The 17,178-nt window shown below is 30.8% G+C and carries 18 protein-coding genes; 1 reads left to right on the top strand and 17 read right to left on the bottom strand.

The window, feature by feature from the left end:
* The first annotated feature begins 14 nt into the window (after positions 1–14).
* On the top strand, positions 15–560 hold the full coding sequence (locus FVE72_RS01320) for a GNAT family N-acetyltransferase (RefSeq protein WP_051411714.1): 546 nt from the start codon (positions 15–17) through the stop codon (positions 558–560).
* Positions 561–655: 95 nt separating this feature from the next.
* Here the strand turns inward: FVE72_RS01320 and FVE72_RS01315 are convergent, their stop codons facing one another.
* The 17 genes from FVE72_RS01315 to FVE72_RS01235 form a co-directional block, all read right to left on the bottom strand.
* Positions 656–1,891, bottom strand: coding sequence for an aminopeptidase (locus tag FVE72_RS01315; protein WP_026736951.1), 1,236 nt, complete (start codon positions 1,889–1,891; stop codon positions 656–658).
* Positions 1,892–2,117: 226 nt separating this feature from the next.
* Complete coding sequence (locus tag FVE72_RS01310) at positions 2,118–3,476, bottom strand: PTS ascorbate transporter subunit IIC (RefSeq protein WP_006806971.1); 1,359 nt, start codon at positions 3,474–3,476, stop codon at positions 2,118–2,120.
* Positions 3,477–3,490: 14 nt separating this feature from the next.
* Positions 3,491–3,775, bottom strand: coding sequence for a PTS sugar transporter subunit IIB (locus FVE72_RS01305; RefSeq protein WP_026736950.1), 285 nt, complete (start codon positions 3,773–3,775; stop codon positions 3,491–3,493).
* 10 nt (positions 3,776–3,785) lie between these two features.
* The gene (locus tag FVE72_RS01300) at positions 3,786–4,214 is read right to left on the bottom strand and encodes a PTS sugar transporter subunit IIA (protein WP_026736949.1); all 429 of its coding nucleotides are present in this window, start codon (positions 4,212–4,214) and stop codon (positions 3,786–3,788) included.
* A 100-nt stretch (positions 4,215–4,314) separates the two neighbouring features.
* Positions 4,315–5,298: a D-allose transporter substrate-binding protein gene (gene alsB / locus FVE72_RS01295; protein ID WP_006806972.1), complete on the bottom strand. Its 984-nt coding sequence runs from the start codon at positions 5,296–5,298 to the stop codon at positions 4,315–4,317.
* 55 nt (positions 5,299–5,353) lie between these two features.
* Positions 5,354–6,256, bottom strand: coding sequence for an allose kinase (gene alsK / locus FVE72_RS01290; protein WP_026736948.1), 903 nt, complete (start codon positions 6,254–6,256; stop codon positions 5,354–5,356).
* A gap of 11 nt (positions 6,257–6,267) precedes the next feature.
* Complete coding sequence (gene alsE, locus FVE72_RS01285) at positions 6,268–6,948, bottom strand: D-allulose 6-phosphate 3-epimerase (protein WP_026736947.1); 681 nt, start codon at positions 6,946–6,948, stop codon at positions 6,268–6,270.
* Between the two features lie 2 nt (positions 6,949–6,950).
* Complete coding sequence (gene alsC, locus FVE72_RS01280) at positions 6,951–7,904, bottom strand: D-allose ABC transporter permease (RefSeq protein WP_006806615.1); 954 nt, start codon at positions 7,902–7,904, stop codon at positions 6,951–6,953.
* A complete protein-coding gene (locus FVE72_RS01275; protein ID WP_026736945.1) occupies positions 7,904–9,433 on the bottom strand; it encodes an ATP-binding cassette domain-containing protein in 1,530 nt (509 codons plus the stop codon). Before FVE72_RS01275 ends, alsC begins: the two co-directional genes overlap by 1 nt.
* Before the next feature lie 14 nt (positions 9,434–9,447).
* A complete protein-coding gene (locus tag FVE72_RS01270) occupies positions 9,448–10,452 on the bottom strand; it encodes a LacI family DNA-binding transcriptional regulator (protein ID WP_026736944.1) in 1,005 nt (334 codons plus the stop codon).
* 172 nt (positions 10,453–10,624) lie between these two features.
* Positions 10,625–11,056, bottom strand: a complete 432-nt coding sequence (gene rpiB, locus FVE72_RS01265) for a ribose 5-phosphate isomerase B (RefSeq protein WP_006808283.1) — start codon at positions 11,054–11,056, stop codon at positions 10,625–10,627.
* 174 nt (positions 11,057–11,230) lie between these two features.
* Positions 11,231–12,166 (bottom strand): transketolase family protein, encoded by a 936-nt coding sequence (locus FVE72_RS01260; protein ID WP_026736943.1) that lies wholly within the window; start codon positions 12,164–12,166, stop codon positions 11,231–11,233.
* A gap of 3 nt (positions 12,167–12,169) precedes the next feature.
* Complete coding sequence (locus FVE72_RS01255; RefSeq protein WP_026736942.1) at positions 12,170–12,979, bottom strand: transketolase; 810 nt, start codon at positions 12,977–12,979, stop codon at positions 12,170–12,172.
* 22 nt (positions 12,980–13,001) lie between these two features.
* Positions 13,002–14,270: a PTS ascorbate transporter subunit IIC gene (locus tag FVE72_RS01250; RefSeq protein ID WP_006808284.1), complete on the bottom strand. Its 1,269-nt coding sequence runs from the start codon at positions 14,268–14,270 to the stop codon at positions 13,002–13,004.
* A gap of 24 nt (positions 14,271–14,294) precedes the next feature.
* Positions 14,295–14,579, bottom strand: a complete 285-nt coding sequence (locus tag FVE72_RS01245; protein WP_036055991.1) for a PTS sugar transporter subunit IIB — start codon at positions 14,577–14,579, stop codon at positions 14,295–14,297.
* Positions 14,580–14,594: 15 nt separating this feature from the next.
* Complete coding sequence (locus tag FVE72_RS01240) at positions 14,595–15,056, bottom strand: PTS sugar transporter subunit IIA (RefSeq protein ID WP_006808285.1); 462 nt, start codon at positions 15,054–15,056, stop codon at positions 14,595–14,597.
* On the bottom strand, positions 15,037–17,142 hold the full coding sequence (locus FVE72_RS01235) for a PTS sugar transporter subunit IIA (RefSeq protein WP_026736940.1): 2,106 nt from the start codon (positions 17,140–17,142) through the stop codon (positions 15,037–15,039). Before FVE72_RS01235 ends, FVE72_RS01240 begins: the two co-directional genes overlap by 20 nt.
* Positions 17,143–17,178 lie beyond the last annotated feature (36 nt).

Raw genomic sequence — 17,178 nt, 5'->3', positions numbered from 1 at the left:
CAAAGGAGCAAAAAATGAACTTAAAGAATACTCCGAATTTAGAAACAGAACGTCTGATATTAAGAAAATTTACAAAAAATGACTTAAAATCTATATTTGAAATTTACAGTGATGAAGAAGTCAATACTTTTTTACCGTGGTTTTCTTTAAAATCTATAAAAGAAGCGGAAATGTTTTTTGCTGAAAGATATGAAAAAAATTATAAAAATCCTTTAGGCTATAATTATGCAATTTGTTTAAAAACCGATAACATTCCTATAGGATATATAAATGTAAATATGGACAGTAATTATGATTTAGGTTACGGACTGCGTAAAGAGTTTTGGAATAAAGGAATCGTAACGGAAGCTTGTAAAGCTGTTATTGAACAACTGAAAAAAGACGGAATACCTTACATTACAGCTACTCATGACATCAACAATCCCCGTAGCGGAGAAGTCATGAAAAAATTAGGAATGAGTTATCAATATTCCTATGAAGAACAGTGGCAACCTAAAGATATTAAGGTTACATTTCGTTTATATCGTTTAAATTTTATAAATAAAAATAAGTTTTTCTAAAAATTTTATCCGCATTACCGAAATCGACAAAGTCGACAAAGTGGCGGTTAACAAGTGTATGAGGGCAGCAATAAGCCCTCATTTATTTCATTTTCTTAAAATGCCCAGTTTCCTTTTCTGAATACAGGCTCTCTTGTTCCGTCTTCATTAATACCGTCAATATCCATTTCGGCATCTCCTATCATAAAGTCTACATGCGTAATAGACTGATTCAAATGAGCTTTTTCAAGTTCTTCTTCGCTCATATCTTTTCCACCTTTAACATTTGTAGGATAAGCTGCCCCCAATGCCAAATGATTTGAAGCATTTTCATCAAATAATGTCTGATAATACAAAAGTCCCGAATTGGAAATCGGTGAATCATGAGGGACCAAAGCTACTTCTCCGATACTTTTTGCTCCTTCATCAGTATCAAGAAGCTGCTTCAAAATATCGTATCCTGTTTCAGCCTGAAAATCAACTACTTTTCCGTCTTTAAAAGTCAATTTAAAATTATCAATTATATTTCCCTGATAAGACAACGGCTTTTTATTGGAAACGTATCCGTCTATTCTGTATTTATCTGCCGCTGTAAACACTTCTTCTGTAGGCATATTCGGCATAAAATGATCTCCTTTGAGATTTTTGCTTCCTGCTGCAATCCATACATGATTTTTAGGCAATCCTACTGTTAAATCTGTTCCCGGTGCAGTATAATGCAAAGCCGAGAAAGCTTTTTTATTCAAATAATCAGCCTTTTCCGAAAGTATTTTATGGTGTTCTTCCCAAGCTTTTACAGGATCTTCTCCGTCTACTCTTACTGTTTTCAAAATAGCATCCAACAGTTTTTCCTGAGCTTTTTCAGAATCTTTTTCTTCAGGAAATACAAGTTTTGCCCAGTCTGCCGAAGGATAGCTTGCCAATGTCCATGAATTTGCATCTGTCATCACACGGGAACGATAGTATTTAAAAGCTTCTCCCATATTTTTAGTATATGCTCCGAGTTTTTTCGGATCTACTCCCGAAAGAAGATTGGGAGAACTGCTTAAAATATGTATAAATACTACATTGTTATCTAAATATTCATTTCTCTCGTCTACTAACCATTGAGGTACATGTGAATATACTTCTGTAGGTTGATATTCAGCGTGCATACGTGTCAATTTATCATCGGATAATTTTACGTGAACATCACTTGCTCCTGCTTTATATGAAGCTTCTGTCACTTTATACACCAAAGGCAACGAATCAGTTGTACAATTTATCCATACTCTTTGTCCCGGCTGCACATTTGCTCCTATTTTTACTATTACCTGTGCATACTTATCCAGTTTTAAATCTAAATTTTTCATTGTTTATCTCCTTTTGTCTATTATTATTTTTTTAATTTTTTCTGTACTTGTGAAAAATAAATCAAAACAGCTCTGTTCTTAAATAACATTCTATCACTTTTTTTGTTTTTGTCAACTATTGAATATTTGAAAAAACTGCTATAAAATAAAATTTTTACTTTATAACAGTTTTTTCTATTACAAATAAATTTCTTTATTTGTAGTCAAAATAATTTTTTAAATACAATTATATATTATTTATTGTTTCCGATTTTGTCTTTACAAAATTAGGTATAATTAATACTATCATAATTATAGCAATAATTATATATACTCCTAAATGTCCCATGAAATTATTTATTGTTCCTAAAACAATTCCTATAACTGTAAAATCAACATCTCCAAATGTAGTGTTGGCAAATCCGAGTTTTCCTAATACAGGTAATAATGCTGCCGGCAAAAACGAAAGAAGTAATCCGTTTATAAACGCACCTATCATTGCCCCTCTTTTTCCTCCTGTAGAGTTACCGTAAATTCCTGCTGTTGCTCCACAGAAGAAATGCGGAACAAGTCCCGGTATAATCAAAACTCCTCCGGTAATTCCCAATATTATCATTCCTATTATTCCACCGATAAAGCTGAAAATAAATCCTATTATAACTGCTGTTTGAGCAAACGTAAAGAAAACCGCACAATCCACAGCCGGAATACTATTCGGAATTATTTTTGTAGCAATTCCCTGGAAGGCAGGTATTAAATCTGCTAAAATCATTCTTACTCCGTTATAAACTATTGCTACTCCTACTGCAAATTTTAATCCCAACATTATTACATATAGATATGGCGAAACTCCGTTTGAAAGAGTTGAAACATATTCATTTCCTGCAGCAATTCCTGCTATTAGATAAAATACTATCATTGTAATAGCTGTTGCTATTGTCGTATTTCTCAAAAATCCCCATTTTTCAGGTATTTTCATATTTTCAGTCGTATTTTCAGGATTTCCTACTTTCCCTCCAATCCACGCAGAAATATAATAGCCTAAACTTCCAAAATGCCCCATTGCAATTTCTTCTTCATCTGTAACTTTCAACGTATACTTTTGTCCGATTGCAGGGGAAATAGCACTCCAAGTTCCTAAAAAAAATCCTCCTATAATAACCAACGCTACATTGGAAAATCCCATAGCTCCTAAAACTGCTGATAATAAACATGCCATATAAAAGCTGTGATGTCCTGTTAAAAATATATATTTATACTTTGTAAATTTAGCCACAATCAAATTTACAAATAATCCTGCAACAAGAATAAGCATTGTCTCTTTTCCCAACAAATTTTGAGCAGTTGCAACTACAGCTTCATTATTCGGGACCACTCCTGTGATTTTAAATCCTTTTTCTATCATTTTACCTAACGGATCCAAGTTTGATACTATAAAATCCGCTCCTGCTCCCAGCATAATATACCCGAGTATAGGTCCCAAAGTTCCGGTCAATACTTTATGTCCCGGTTTTTTCAAAGCTATCAACCCTACAAAAGAAACCAATCCCAATAATATAGCAGGCTGACTTAAAACATCTCTTAAAAATAACAATATCTCTTTCATAATTTTTTTCCTCCTTAATTATTATAATATTGTCTCAATTCTTCCAATATATCCTCTTTTATTTTCTTTTTATTTGTATAACTTCTTGTTACAATGACTTTTTTATCTTCGGGAAATTGTTCTGCTATTTCTTTAACTGTTACAATTATGTCCGTTTCTTTAGATTTAGCACCGTTAAAATCTGATGATTCTACTGTTATACTATCCATTCCCTCCTCTTTACATATTTCTTCTATTTTCATTGCAAGCATTAGACTGCTCCCTATTCCGTTTCCGCACACTGTTAAAATCCTTAACATTTTTTACCTCCTATTTTTTAAAAATTTTTTCAATTTCTTCAATAGACTTCGCATTTATCAGCGACTCTATTCTTTCATCACTATCAAGAAAATCTGATAATTCTTTTAGCACGCCAATATGTTTTTCTTTATTTTCAGCAGCTAAAATGAAAACAAGATTTACTTCATGTTCTCCATAATTCACAGGTTTTTCCAATTTAAGCAATGATAATGCAGTTTCCTTAACACCGTTTTCAGGTCTTGAATGAGGCATAGCAACTTTATCAGTTATCACAACATAAAAGCCCATTTGTTTTATATCATTTATCATGGCTTCAATATATCTTTTTTCAATTTTTCCCGTTTTTTCCAATAAATTAGAAGCTTTTTTTATACTCTCTTCCCAATCCGAAACATTTTCCTGCATTATTATATTATCTTTCAATATTTCATATAACATTATAACTCCCTTAAATATAATAAAAATTAAGTAAATAATCCCCTTTAATACAGACATAGTAGAAAAGACTATGCATTCAAGGGGATCTGTCAAAAAATTATTATTGTGTTACTAATTTAGATTCTACAGGAACTTCTTTAGGTGTTGCACTCGGAGATATCTCAGGTTTATTTTTTATTGCTTCCAATAAAATTTTCAAACTTTCCGCCCCTATATTTGCAGAATCCTGTGCCACTGTTGCACTTAATCCTTTCTGTTTTATAGAATCCAATGCTTCAGGTGCACCGTCTGTTCCTACTACTATTATCTGATTTTGTTTATTTGCATTTACTACAGCCTGTAAAGCTCCTAAAGCCATAGTGTCATTTGCAGCATATATCGCTTTTAAATTAGGATATTTTTGAATTAAATTTGCAGCTAAATCAAGAGCCTTGGATCTGTCCCAATCAGCAGGTTGGCTTGCCACAAGTTTTATTTTTGAATTTGCTTTAAACGCTTCTGTTGCTCCCTGTTTTCTATATTCTCCTGAAGCATTTCCCGCTTTTCCTTCTATAATAGCTACTTCTCCACCGTCAGGTAATTTGCTTATAATAAATTCTGCTCCTTTTGCTCCCACTTTTACATTGTCCGTAGTAACAAAGGCAAGAACACTTCCTCCTGAAGCCTGTAACTGATTCATGTCTATTTTTTCATCAATGTTTACAACATAAATTCCCTTTTTATTAGCTTCTACTATTCCCGGTATCATATTAACAGGAGATAAAGGAGCTACTCCTATTGCCTTATAACCTTTTCCCAATAGATTTTCCAAAAGTTTTAACTGTTCCTGAACATCTTCTTCTGAATTTGCAGCAAAAATATCAACTTTTATTCCCTGAGCGGCAGCTTCTTTTTCAATTCCTTCTTTCATGCTAACCCAAAAAGGATTTGATAAAGTTTTTAAAATAATTGCCACTTCGGCTTTTCCTTCTCCTGAATCTGATTTTGCACTTTCTGTTTTTTCAGCTTCTTTTGAACCTCCACCACATGATACTAATAAAAATAATCCTAAAAGCATTAAAATGCTCTTTAAAAATCTGTTCATAGTTTTCCTCCTATAAAAATATTATTTAATCACTACTGTTAAATTTGTTACCTATTTATTTCATATAGTTTCTTATATAATAAGCCGCTCCCAAAATTCCACTTTTTTGATCATGATTGGATACAATTATATTTAAATCTTCTGCGGGATAAGGCTTTCTGGCCCTTTTATAAATCGATTTTTTCAGTTTATCCATAGGAAAATCTTTCATTATAGGTACTCCCCCTGCAATAATTATATAATCAGGATCCAAAATATTTATTTCCGTAACAATAGGTATTGACAATGTATCAATAAAATCTTCCATAATTTTTGTATCTCTATGTTCGGAAAAAATATTATCTATATCTGTTTCACGAAAGTTTTCTTCACATATTTTCTTTAAAGCTTTTCCCGAAGCATGTGCTTCAATACAGCCTGTGTTCCCACATGCACATACTTCATTTGAACCTAAAACCGGAATATGTCCCAGCTCTCCGGCTACTCCATGTTTTCCCTCGATAATCTTTCCATTTATATAAATAGCATTTCCAAATCCGGTTCCTATATAAAGTCCTATTGCTATTTTATCATTTTCTATATTATTTTCTTTTACATCTTTTAACATAAGAAAATTCACATCTTTATTTATATATACAGGAATATCAAGTTTTTTCTCAAGAGTATCCGTAACATTTATATTATCCAGATTTTTTATATTCGGAGTGGAATAGACATATTTTTTGTCTTTACTTACAATTGAGGGAAATCCTATTCCTATAGCCTTTATTTTTTCTCTGTATAAATCTGTATAAAATTTTATATATTTTAAAAGATTATCTATAAAATCTCCTTTTTGTAACTCTAAAATAGGCTTTATTTGAAATTCTTCAACTTCATAATTTTGGGAAACCAATCCTATCCTAAAGTTTGTCCCTCCTATATCTATCCCTAAAACATAGTCTTTCTGTTCTTTCATAGTTGCCCTCCCTACTCGGCAATTTCTCGATTAAATATTTCTATCATTTTATTCCAAGCAACTACAAGGTCTTCTTCCAAATTAAATAGCCCCGAACTTCCGACTATTAGAACCTCTGCTCCTGCTGAAGTCAATCTTTTAAATGTTCTTTCATTGCAGGATCCGTCAATCTCAATTAAATATGAATAATTATTTTCTTCTTTTATTTTTTTTAATTCTTTTATTTTTTCAAGCATTTCAGGAATAAAAGGCTGTCCTGCAAATCCCGGATCCACTGTCATAATAGTTATTTTATCTACAAGATGAATATAATATTTTATCCATTCCACAGGTGTAGAAGGATTTAAAACAACTCCAGCTTTACAGCCTAAAGATTTTATTTTATTAATTACCCTGAAAGCATCTTTATTTATAGTTTCAGCATGAGGACATATATACGTTGCTCCCGACTTCGCCAGTTCATCAATATAATCTCCCGGAAATTCTACCATTAAATGTACATCAATAGGAAGTTTCGTAATCTTATTCAACTGTTCTACAAAAAACGGAGATAGTGTTATATTTTTTACAAAATGTCCGTCCATTATATCCACATGATAAAAGTCAGCCCTTTCATTGAGTATATCCACCTGTTCTTTAAACTTTGTCAAATCCATACACATAAGTGACGGAGAAAATTTCATTTTTTCCATTGTTACTCTCCTTTCTTTTTGCCTCCAAATATTTTATCTGCAGTAACTGCCAATATAATCAATCCTCCCATTACAATTTGCTGATAATATGTAGGTACTGTCAATAAGTTTAGTCCATTATTAATAACTCCTATAATTAATCCTCCCATTACTACTCCGAATATTTTCCCTTTTCCTCCGAAAAAACTTGTTCCTCCAATAATTGCAGCAGCTATTGCAAAAGTTTCAAATCCGGCTCCTGCACCCGGTTCAGCTGCTCCTACTCTTGCTGTAGAAACCACTCCTGCTATTCCTGCACATGTTCCGGATATAATAAATACAATTAAAGTATGCAGTTTTACATCTATTCCCGAAAACCATGCTGCCTGTTTGTTTCCTCCGAGAGCATATATATTTCTTCCCAATTTTGTTTTTGCCGTTAAAAATCCTAAAAATAAAGCTACAATAATCGCTATAATTGCAGGTATCGGTATTCCTACAATTCTTCCTGCTATCATTTTTGCAAATAAAGGACTAAATCCAAAAACCGGTCTTGCATCGGAAATAATAAGTGTTACTCCTCTGAAAATTGCCTGTGTCCCCAAAGTAATTATAAAAGGATGCAGTTCTGTGACATTAACTAAAAATCCGTTTAACAATCCTATTAATGCTCCTGCCAAAATTCCTCCTATTAATATTGCAAAAATAGGATTCATTCCCGCTACAAGAAGCTTTCCTGTAAACATACCCGTAAGAGCTATTACTGAGCCCACAGACAAGTCTATTCCTGCAATAAGAATTGCAAAAAACTCACCACATGCTATTAATATATTTACAGAACTTTGTAATATAATTTGTGTTATATTGTCAAACGAGAAAAACAAAGCAGGTTGCCCTATTCCGAAAACTACCATTACTATAATTAAAATCCCGAAAGTCCCATATTTTTGCCATAATGTATTAAATTCCGATTTCATTATTCCACTCCTTCACTTGTTAAAATTCGCATTATCGCTTCCTCGGAAGCTTTTTCTATCGGTAAAATTTCCGCTATTCTTCCTTCTTTAAACACGGCTATTTTATCACATACTGCTAATAATTCAGGCATTTCCGATGAAATCATCATTATGATTTTACCTTCATCGGATAATTTTCTTATAATAGTATAAATCTCGCTTTTACTTCCTATGTCTATTCCTTTAGTCGGTTCGTCAAATATTATGAGTGAAGAATCAGCCATCATCCATTTACTTAAAATTACTTTTTGCTGATTTCCTCCTGACAGTTCGGTTATATTCTGATCTATTGAAGCACATTTTATATTCAGCTGATTTTTCCCTTTTAATGCATATTCTTTTTCTTTGGAATTATCTGTAAGTCCCCAAGTCCCTTTAAATTTTGAACTTTTTATAAAAGGAAGTATGGAAATATTCTGCTTAATATCAAAGTTATGGAAAAATCCTGTTTCTCTTCTGTTTTCAGTAACAAAACCCATTCCTTTTTTTATAGAATCATATTCACTTTTAGGAACAGATTCTTTTCCGAACATTTTTATTGTTCCTTTTTTTATAGGCTCTACACCGAAAATCGCTTCCATAAGCTCACTTCTTCCCGAACCTACCAGTCCTGCAAAACCGAGTATTTCTCCCTTGTGAATCTTAAATGAGATATCTTTTACTTTTTCATCAGAACGGGTCAAATCATTTACTTCAAAAATAATTTCTTTTCTGTCCAATTCAGGATTATTGGAATCATATCTTGATTTTATTTCTCTTCCGACCATCATTGTTACTAAATCTTTTATATCAACAGTTTTAATATCTTTTGTTCCTACATCTTTTCCGTCTTTTAAAACTGTTACTATATCCCCTATTTCTTTAAGTTCTTTCAATTTATGAGAAATATACACTATCCCTTTTCCTTCAAGTTTCAGTTGTCTTATTATTTTAAAAAGATGATTTGTTTCAGTTTCTGTTAAAGATGTTGTAGGCTCGTCCATAATTATAATATCCGCATTCGCCGCAAGTGCTTTGGCAATTTCAACCTGTTGTTTTTCACTTATTGTAAGTTCTTCCACTGTTGTATACGGATCTTTATCAAGACCTATTTTTGAAAGTATTTTTTTTGTTACATTTTCCATATATTGATAATCAACTGTTTCTATACCTAAAACTTTTTTTACAGGCAATTTCCCTACAAATAAATTTTCCTGTATTGATAATTCGTCGATTACACTTAATTCCTGATATATTATACTGATTTTATTTTCAAAAGAAAGTTTCGGTGTAAGAAAATCATAATCCCGGCCATTTATAATAATTTTTCCTGAAGTTGGCTGATAAACTCCGCTTAATATTTTCATAAGAGTAGACTTCCCCGCACCGTTTTCACCTAACAGCACATGGACCTCACCTCTGTTTATTTTAAAAGAAATTTCATTCAAAGCAGTTACTACACCGAATTTTTTTGTAATACTTTTCATTTCCACTAACGGATTACTATTCATATCAGTCCTCCTTTTTAATTTTCCGTACTTTTTCTTCTTATAAGATTGACAGGAATTTTTATATTATTTACATTGCTTTTTCTTGACAGTATTTTATCCATAAGCAACTCTACCGCAAGTTCTCCCATTTTTCTTTTATTTTGATTTATTGTTGTAAGAGGTATCCCTGCTATTTCCGAAGCCGAAATATTATCAAAGCCTACTATTTTAACTTCATTAGGAATTCTTATCCGTCTCTCATTTAATGCCGTCATTACTCCCAAAGCCAAAGTATCATTTGTAGCAAAGACTCCGTCAAAAACTTCCCCTGAATCAAGTAATTCCAAAGTTTTTTCTTTTGCTTCTTTATAGCTTATTACTGTAATATCACATAATAATTTTTCATCAAATCCTACTTTAGAATCTTTCAAAGCTTTTAAAAACCCCAAATATCTTTTATGTGCTGAAGATATTTTTCTTATATCTTTCATTACAGCTATCTTTCTGCAGCCTGATTGTATTAACTCCTGTCCTGCCAAATATCCTCCATGAAAATTATCAGATTCAATATATATCTCTTTATCGTCTATGTATCTGTCAATATAAATCATCGGTATTTTCAAAGCCTGAGTTTCATTTCCCAACTGAACTCCGCCTCCTATATAGATTATTCCGTCTACAAACTGTCCTATAAGATTATTCAACTGTCTTTTTTCGATTTCAATATTTTCATCGGTATTACATACAAAAACCGAGTAATTATATTTTATTGCCTGTTTTTCTACTGCCTGAATAATTTTAGCAAAAAACTCATTACTGATATCAGGTACAATAACCCCTATTGTTTGAGATTTTTTTGTCCTTAAACTTCTGGCATTGACATTTTGCTGATAAGATTTGCTCTCTGCTAATTTTAAGATTTTTTCTTCAGTTTCTTTAGAATAACCTCCTTTTTTATTTATTACTCTTGAAACCGTCGCTATAGAAACTTCAGACATTTCTGCCAATTCTTTGATAGATACTACTTTTTTGTTTTTCATATTACCCCTCATTTTCAGTAAACGTTTACGTAACTCTTAATAAAAATATACCTCGATTTTTTAATTTGTCAAGAGGAAAAGCTTTAATAATTTTCTATATTTTTTATAACAGAAAAAAACTTAAAAATACGTATACAAATATATGAGGACCGTATAATTCTCCTCATATATTTTACATATTATCAAGCATATTCACCCTATTCGCATGACGTCCACCTTCAAACTCAGCCTCCAGCCATTCCTTTACAATCATCTTTGCCAATTCACTTCCTATTACTCTTGATCCGAATGCTAATATATTAGTATTATTATGCTCTTTAGACAATTTTGCCGAATAAGGTTCACTGCATACGACAGCTCTTATTCCTTTTATTTTATTTGCCGCTATGGAGATGCCTACTCCCGTTCCACACATAACTATTCCGCAGTCATAATTTCCTTCTATAACAGCTTTTGCAACCTTTTCTCCATAAATTGGATAATCTGTTCGTTCTTTTGAATACGCTCCAAAATCTTCGACTTCATGTCCTAATTCTTTTAAATATTCCACTATTACAGGTTTTAATTCCAATCCTACATGGTCACTTCCTATTGCTATTTTCATTAATAACACACCTTCCTTTTTATTTTTTGATATTAAGAAATCGTTTACGTAAATTATATTATTATAATACCACATCTTTTCAGAATGTCAAATTTTGATTCTAAATAATCAGAATCTAATAAAAATGAAGTGTATTAAAAACAAATAAACACTTCATTTTTTTATTATTCTATTTTAGAACTTTTCAACTGTTTCAAGCACTTTTTCTCCAGACAAACCATACTTTTGTTTTACATCACCTGTTTTTCCAGATTCTGTAAATGTATCTTGAATGCCTACTCTTCTTAACGGAACACCCATGCCGCTTTCAGCAATTATTTCAGAAACAGCTCCGCCTAAGCCTGCATTAACAGTATGGTTTTCTATTGTAATAATTCCTTTCATATTTTTTGCTTCGTTCAGAATTCCTTCTTTATCTAGCGGTTTTATACTTTTTATATTTAACAGCTTATTTTTAAAACCTTTTTCTTTTAAAAGTTTAAAGCCCTCCACTGCCTGTTTTGCAGCTGTCCCTTCAAAAATAAGCAAATAATCATTTCCTTCATTAAATAACAATTCGGAAACTCCTTCTTTAAAAATTAGAAGTTCTTTATAAATTACAGGAACTATATCTCTTGCAACTCTTATATATACAGGTCCTTTTATTTCTATCGCTCTTTTTATTGCAGCCTTTAAGTCTTCCAAATCTAAAGGATTGAATACTTTTAAGTTAGGTAAAACTCTTGATAAAGCAATATCTTCAAGAGCATGATGAGAAGCCCCGTCAGGTCCGTTATCTATTCCCGGATGAGTTCCTATTATTTTTATATTTAAATTTGCATAACAGGATTGACGTAGCTGTGTCCACACCGTACCTGTACTGAAAATAGCAAAATTTACATAAAAAGGTATAAATCCTTCTGTTGCTAATCCTGCCGTTACTCCCAATGAATTTTGTTCGGCTATACCCATTTCAAAAAATCTTTCGGGGAATCTTTGTTGAAATTTATGAGTAGTAACTGATGATGCTAAATCACTATCTATAACTGTTATTTTGTCATTTTTTTCTCCCAATTCAATTAAAATATCTCCTATATAATCTCGAGGTGAAATATATTCATATTTTTTCATTTTCTAGTTCCCCCTTTCTATATCTTCTATTGCAACGTCATACTCTTCCTGTGTTAAAGCACTGCTGTGCCATTTAGGATTATTTTCCATGAAACTGACACCTTTTCCTTTTACAGTATGAGCTATTATAAAAGTAGGCTTATCTTCAGATTTTTCGGAAAATTCTATACTCTTTTTAATTTCATTAAATTCATGACCGTTTATTTCTATTAGGTTCCATCCGAAAGCCTCAATTTTATCCTTTATAGGCTCCAAATTCATAGTTTTGTTTACATCATTTTTAGATGACAATTTATTATAATCAAGAAAAACTGTCAAATTATTGAGATTATAATGTGCTCCGCTCATTAATCCTTCCCAAATCTGTCCTTCCTGCATTTCTCCGTCTCCTATAATAACATAAACTTTACTGTTATCCTTTTTTAACTTTTTTCCTAAAGCCATTCCTATTCCTATTGATAGCCCTTGACCTAAGAGCCCTGTATTGGCATCAAGTTCAGGAATTTTATTTCTATCGGGATGTCCCTGTAATCTTGAATTTACTCTCCTAAAAGTGTCAATCTCATCATCATTTATAAATCCCAAGTCCATGAAAACCGCATATATTGCCGGAGTTACATGTCCTTTTGATAAAACCAGTCTACTTCTATTCTCATTGTTAAAATCAATTTTATAAGTATACAAATAATTCAATATGTCTATACACGACAAAGAACCTCCAGGATGTCCGGCTTTAGCTCTGTATATCAGTTCTATTATTGCTTTTCTGTATTTTTGTGATTTCTTTTTTAAAAGTTCTAAATCATATTCCATAAACTTCTCCTATCTTTATAAATTATCTTCCGAACATTTTTCCTAAATAATAAATTACTAAACCTAATGCGACAAAATCTGTTTCAGGGAAAGTAGTTCCTTTTAATCCGATAATTTCCATAATCGGATATAATAACGCAGGTCCTACAGCTATTAATATTCCTGTAACAAAACCTCCCGCTACAGCTCCTTTCCAACCTCCGGTAGCATTTCCGAACACTCCTGCCGTCGCACCGATAAAGAAATAAGGCACTGCCACAGGTATAATAACTGTCATCCCAAGCATAGCCAATACTATCATACATAACAACCCTCCTGCATATGCTGATAAAAATCCTACTACTGTAGCTGTCGGTGCATAAGGAAATACTACAGGACAATCAAGTGCAGGTTTTGCATTAGGTATTAATTTTTCTGAAATCCCTACAAATGCAGGAACTATCTCACCTAATAGCATTCTCACACCTGTTATAATAATGTAAAGTGAGGCAGTAAAAGTTAAAGATTGGAATAACGGATAAACAAGCCAGCTTACTCCTCCTGATAATTTTTCCACTGTTTCTTTTCCTGCTGCAAATGAAGCAATATAGAAAAATACAATTATTGAAATACTTACCGAAACAATATAATCTTTAAATATAGAAAGCCATCCGGGCAATTTCAATTTTTCGGTACTTTCATCGGGATTTCCGACTTTTCCTCCTAACCAGCCTGATAAAGCATAAGCAATTGTTACATAATGTCCCATTGCTATATCATCATTCCCCGTTACTTTTCTCATATACGGTTGAGCCAATGCAGGGTATAAAGCTGCAGCAATTCCCAGTATAATTCCACCAAGTATTACTGTTGTCACGTTACTGAAATTCAAAGCTTTCAATACAACAGTCAACAATGCAGCTAAATATAAATTATGTTGTCCTGTAAGAAAAATATACTTAAATTTTGTGAATCTTGCTACTAATAAGTTGCAAAAAAATCCTAAAACCATAATCAACGAAACAACAGTCGCAAATTTTGTCTGTGCTAATGCTGTTACCGCCTCAGCTAACGGCAATACTCCTTTTAACCCAAAACCTGCACTGAACAAACTCTGAAAATTATTCAAAGCAGTTACTCCAATTCCGGCTCCTCCTGCAAATATTAAAAATCCTACTATCGCTTTCAGTGTTCCACTTATAATTTTTTCAGGTGACTTTTTCTGCAATGCAAGACCTAATAATGCCATTAATCCGACAAGTATAGGTGCTGAACCCAGTAAATCAAATACTACGATTTTCATTAATTCCATATTTTTCACTCCTTCTCTATTAAATTATTTATTTTCTTCAAAAAATTTTTCAATTTTTTCTTTCATTTCAACTTTGTTCATTAAATCATTAATTCCTATTACATATTTTGCCTCGTCTTTTATCTGTTCCACTAAATCCATCATAGTAATAACACAATCTACATCATAATTACTTATTGCACTTAAAACATCATGCTCCAATTCTAAAGGAAATTTATTTTCTCCTATAACCTGTTCAAGCTTTATTCTAAGCATCATACTACTTCCCATTCCTGTTCTGCAAACTACCAGTCCTCTTTTCATTGCCATCATCTCCTTCTATTATTATACGATTATATTATTTAAATACTTGTACACAATTTCTCTATTTTTTTCATTATTTTGTCTATTTTTTTCAACCAATTCAAAAAAATTTTTATCTTCTATTATTTTTGAAATAAATTTTATTAAATTAATATGTTCCTCAGAATTTAACGCCATTAAAAATATTATATATTTTACAGGATCATTTTCCTTACTTCCGAAATCTAAAGGTCTTTTCAATCTGATAAAACTGAATCCTCTTTTTTTAACACCTTCTTCAGGTCTTACATGAGGAAGTGCTATATTTTTTGTAATAATATAATAAGGACCTTCATCTCTTGATATTTTCAAAAGAGTTTCAACATACTTTTTTTCAATATATCCTTCTTTTATCAGTATTTCACCTCCTTTCATGATAGCTTCTTCCCAGTTTTCAGCTTCTAAATCAAGGTTTATTAATTTTTTACTGATTATTTCTGCCAATATTTTTCACCTCATTTCCAATTTCATTTATTAATTCAACTAGCATTCCTTTATTTTCTATTTTTTCGATTCTTTTTTTAAAATCATACTGCTCTATTAATTTAAGTATATCTTCTATTATTTTTAAATTATCTTTTCTTTCTTTAGAAGAGAGAAAAAACAAAATTTTTACTCTCTTGTTTTTCGGAAAAAACACAGGATATTTTAATACTAAAAGTGCTATACCTTTTTCATAAACATTTTTATTGGTTTCCGAATGAGGAATAGCTATATCTTCGGTTATTACCATATAAGGTCCGAAATTTCTAATTAAGGATTTTATGTCTTCTGAATATTCCTCATTGACTTTTTTGTTATTTTTTAGAATATTAACTCCTATATCTATTATTTCTTCCCAATTTTCTATTTTTTCTTTAATATATTCAACATTTCCTGAATAAAAATAGCTATATAAATTTTGATTTTCTTTTAAATCATTAACAGATATAACATCTGAATTTTTGCCGAGTAATAATTTTTCAATTGACTTTTCCAGTCCCTCTCTATTTTTTATCTCAACAAATTTTTCAATGCTTTCTATTATTTCAGGCAATTCTATCCTTTTAACTCTTCTTTTATTAAAATAACTGTCCAATCTTTTTATATCTTCTTCAACCAAAAGGGGTGAAACTTTTATAATCTTTATATTCAAATTTTCCTGTATACTTTTTTTCAGATTAACAGTTGTTATTACGGCATCATAATTACTAATATCTATATCGGATAAACTCATATATGAAATCGGCTTTAATTCTTTCAAATCATATTTTTCTTTTAATTTATACATCAAAATTGTTGTTGTTCCATATCCTCCTATACACATAAGTAAAACTCTTTTATTTTGTTTTATTCTTTCAGCTATTCTTTCCATAGAAGCTTGAAAATGAACAATAAATAAAATTATCTCTTCTCTTTTAAAATTAATATCAAGTAAGTTTTCTATTTTCTTTACTTCTTCTTCTACTTTTTCCAATAAATTTTTATCAAAAGATTCTGATTCATTCAGATATAATTCCGTTTCTTCTAAATTAATTTTATTTTTAGCTCTATAAATTGCAGGCTTAATATGATTAAGAAGTCCTTCCAGCAAAACCTCATCTTCGGAAAAATTTATTTTCATTTCTTTTTCCATTTTGTAAATCATATTTTTTATTATTAAATTTACTTCTATCCACTTTTCAAAAATTTTTGTATTATATGAATAGGAAAAAAATCCTATTAGATAATCCGTGAGTTGTAATTTTTCATTTTCATTGAATATTATTTTATTATTTTTCTCCAATATACTTATATATTTAGTTATTATTTCGTATTCTTTGGTATTTTTTAAAAAATTTGCATTTAAAATTCTTGTACTAAGACTTTTTCCTGAACTTATTCTTAAAATACTCACTAACATATACGAGTAAAAAAAATCATAAAATTCACTTTTTAATACTTTTTCTCCTGAAATTTTTTCTAAAAATTTTTTTATTGATTTCTTATTTATAAGAGAAATTTTATCTTTTATAAACTCGGTTACCATATTTGATTTTAACTTCAACATTAAATTATCTCTGTATTTCAGTAATATTTTCACTAAAATTCCTCTTAATTCCAATTCATGTTCATCTTTTAACAACATTTTTAAAGGTTGATGTATTTTCTTTTCTTTAAAAATTTTTTCTTCAATATATTTCAAATCTTTTTTCAATGTCGTTCTGCTAACATCAAATTCCTCTGTAAGTCTTTTTATGTTTATTTTTGATTCAGTTAAATACTTAAATATTATTATATCTCTTCGCTGTTTTTGGGAAGGTTTTTCCAGCGACAATAAAATTTTAGAAAATTCTACTGTTTTCAAATTTTTTTCTATTGATATTTTTCCTACTGAATTTAATATTTTGTATTCAATTTTATTCAACGACAACAAAAAATTCAGATTTTCAATTTCATATCTTATTTTTCTTTCATCAACACTCATGTCTTGTGCCAATTCTTTTACAGTTTTATAAGGATTATTCAAAATATAACTATAAAGTTCTATTGTTCTTATATTAACTATCATTTATACCTCCATCTTACATTAAAATAATACCCTGTT

The organism is Pseudoleptotrichia goodfellowii (assembly GCF_007990505.1).
GTDB lineage: Bacteria > Fusobacteriota > Fusobacteriia > Fusobacteriales > Leptotrichiaceae > Pseudoleptotrichia > Pseudoleptotrichia goodfellowii.
The sequence above is the reverse complement of the archived record's forward strand: the minus strand, read 5'-3'. Positions and strand labels throughout refer to the sequence as shown.

Bases quoted from the DNA above. Each gene is read 5' to 3' on its own strand.
- FVE72_RS01320 (WP_051411714.1), top strand. From the start codon at position 15: ATGAACTTAAAGAATACTCCGAATTTAGAAACAGAACGTCTGATATTA.
- FVE72_RS01315 (WP_026736951.1), bottom strand. From the start codon at position 1,891: ATGAAAAATTTAGATTTAAAACTGGATAAGTATGCACAGGTAATAGTA.
- FVE72_RS01310 (WP_006806971.1), bottom strand. From the start codon at position 3,476: ATGAAAGAGATATTGTTATTTTTAAGAGATGTTTTAAGTCAGCCTGCT.
- FVE72_RS01305 (WP_026736950.1), bottom strand. From the start codon at position 3,775: ATGTTAAGGATTTTAACAGTGTGCGGAAACGGAATAGGGAGCAGTCTA.
- FVE72_RS01300 (WP_026736949.1), bottom strand. From the start codon at position 4,214: ATGTTATATGAAATATTGAAAGATAATATAATAATGCAGGAAAATGTT.
- alsB (WP_006806972.1), bottom strand. From the start codon at position 5,298: ATGAACAGATTTTTAAAGAGCATTTTAATGCTTTTAGGATTATTTTTA.
- alsK (WP_026736948.1), bottom strand. From the start codon at position 6,256: ATGAAAGAACAGAAAGACTATGTTTTAGGGATAGATATAGGAGGGACA.
- alsE (WP_026736947.1), bottom strand. From the start codon at position 6,948: ATGGAAAAAATGAAATTTTCTCCGTCACTTATGTGTATGGATTTGACA.
- alsC (WP_006806615.1), bottom strand. From the start codon at position 7,904: ATGAAATCGGAATTTAATACATTATGGCAAAAATATGGGACTTTCGGG.
- FVE72_RS01275 (WP_026736945.1), bottom strand. From the start codon at position 9,433: ATGAATAGTAATCCGTTAGTGGAAATGAAAAGTATTACAAAAAAATTC.
- FVE72_RS01270 (WP_026736944.1), bottom strand. From the start codon at position 10,452: ATGAAAAACAAAAAAGTAGTATCTATCAAAGAATTGGCAGAAATGTCT.
- rpiB (WP_006808283.1), bottom strand. From the start codon at position 11,056: ATGAAAATAGCAATAGGAAGTGACCATGTAGGATTGGAATTAAAACCT.
- FVE72_RS01260 (WP_026736943.1), bottom strand. From the start codon at position 12,166: ATGAAAAAATATGAATATATTTCACCTCGAGATTATATAGGAGATATT.
- FVE72_RS01255 (WP_026736942.1), bottom strand. From the start codon at position 12,979: ATGGAATATGATTTAGAACTTTTAAAAAAGAAATCACAAAAATACAGA.
- FVE72_RS01250 (WP_006808284.1), bottom strand. From the start codon at position 14,270: ATGGAATTAATGAAAATCGTAGTATTTGATTTACTGGGTTCAGCACCT.
- FVE72_RS01245 (WP_036055991.1), bottom strand. From the start codon at position 14,579: ATGGCAATGAAAAGAGGACTGGTAGTTTGCAGAACAGGAATGGGAAGT.
- FVE72_RS01235 (WP_026736940.1), bottom strand. From the start codon at position 17,142: ATGATAGTTAATATAAGAACAATAGAACTTTATAGTTATATTTTGAAT.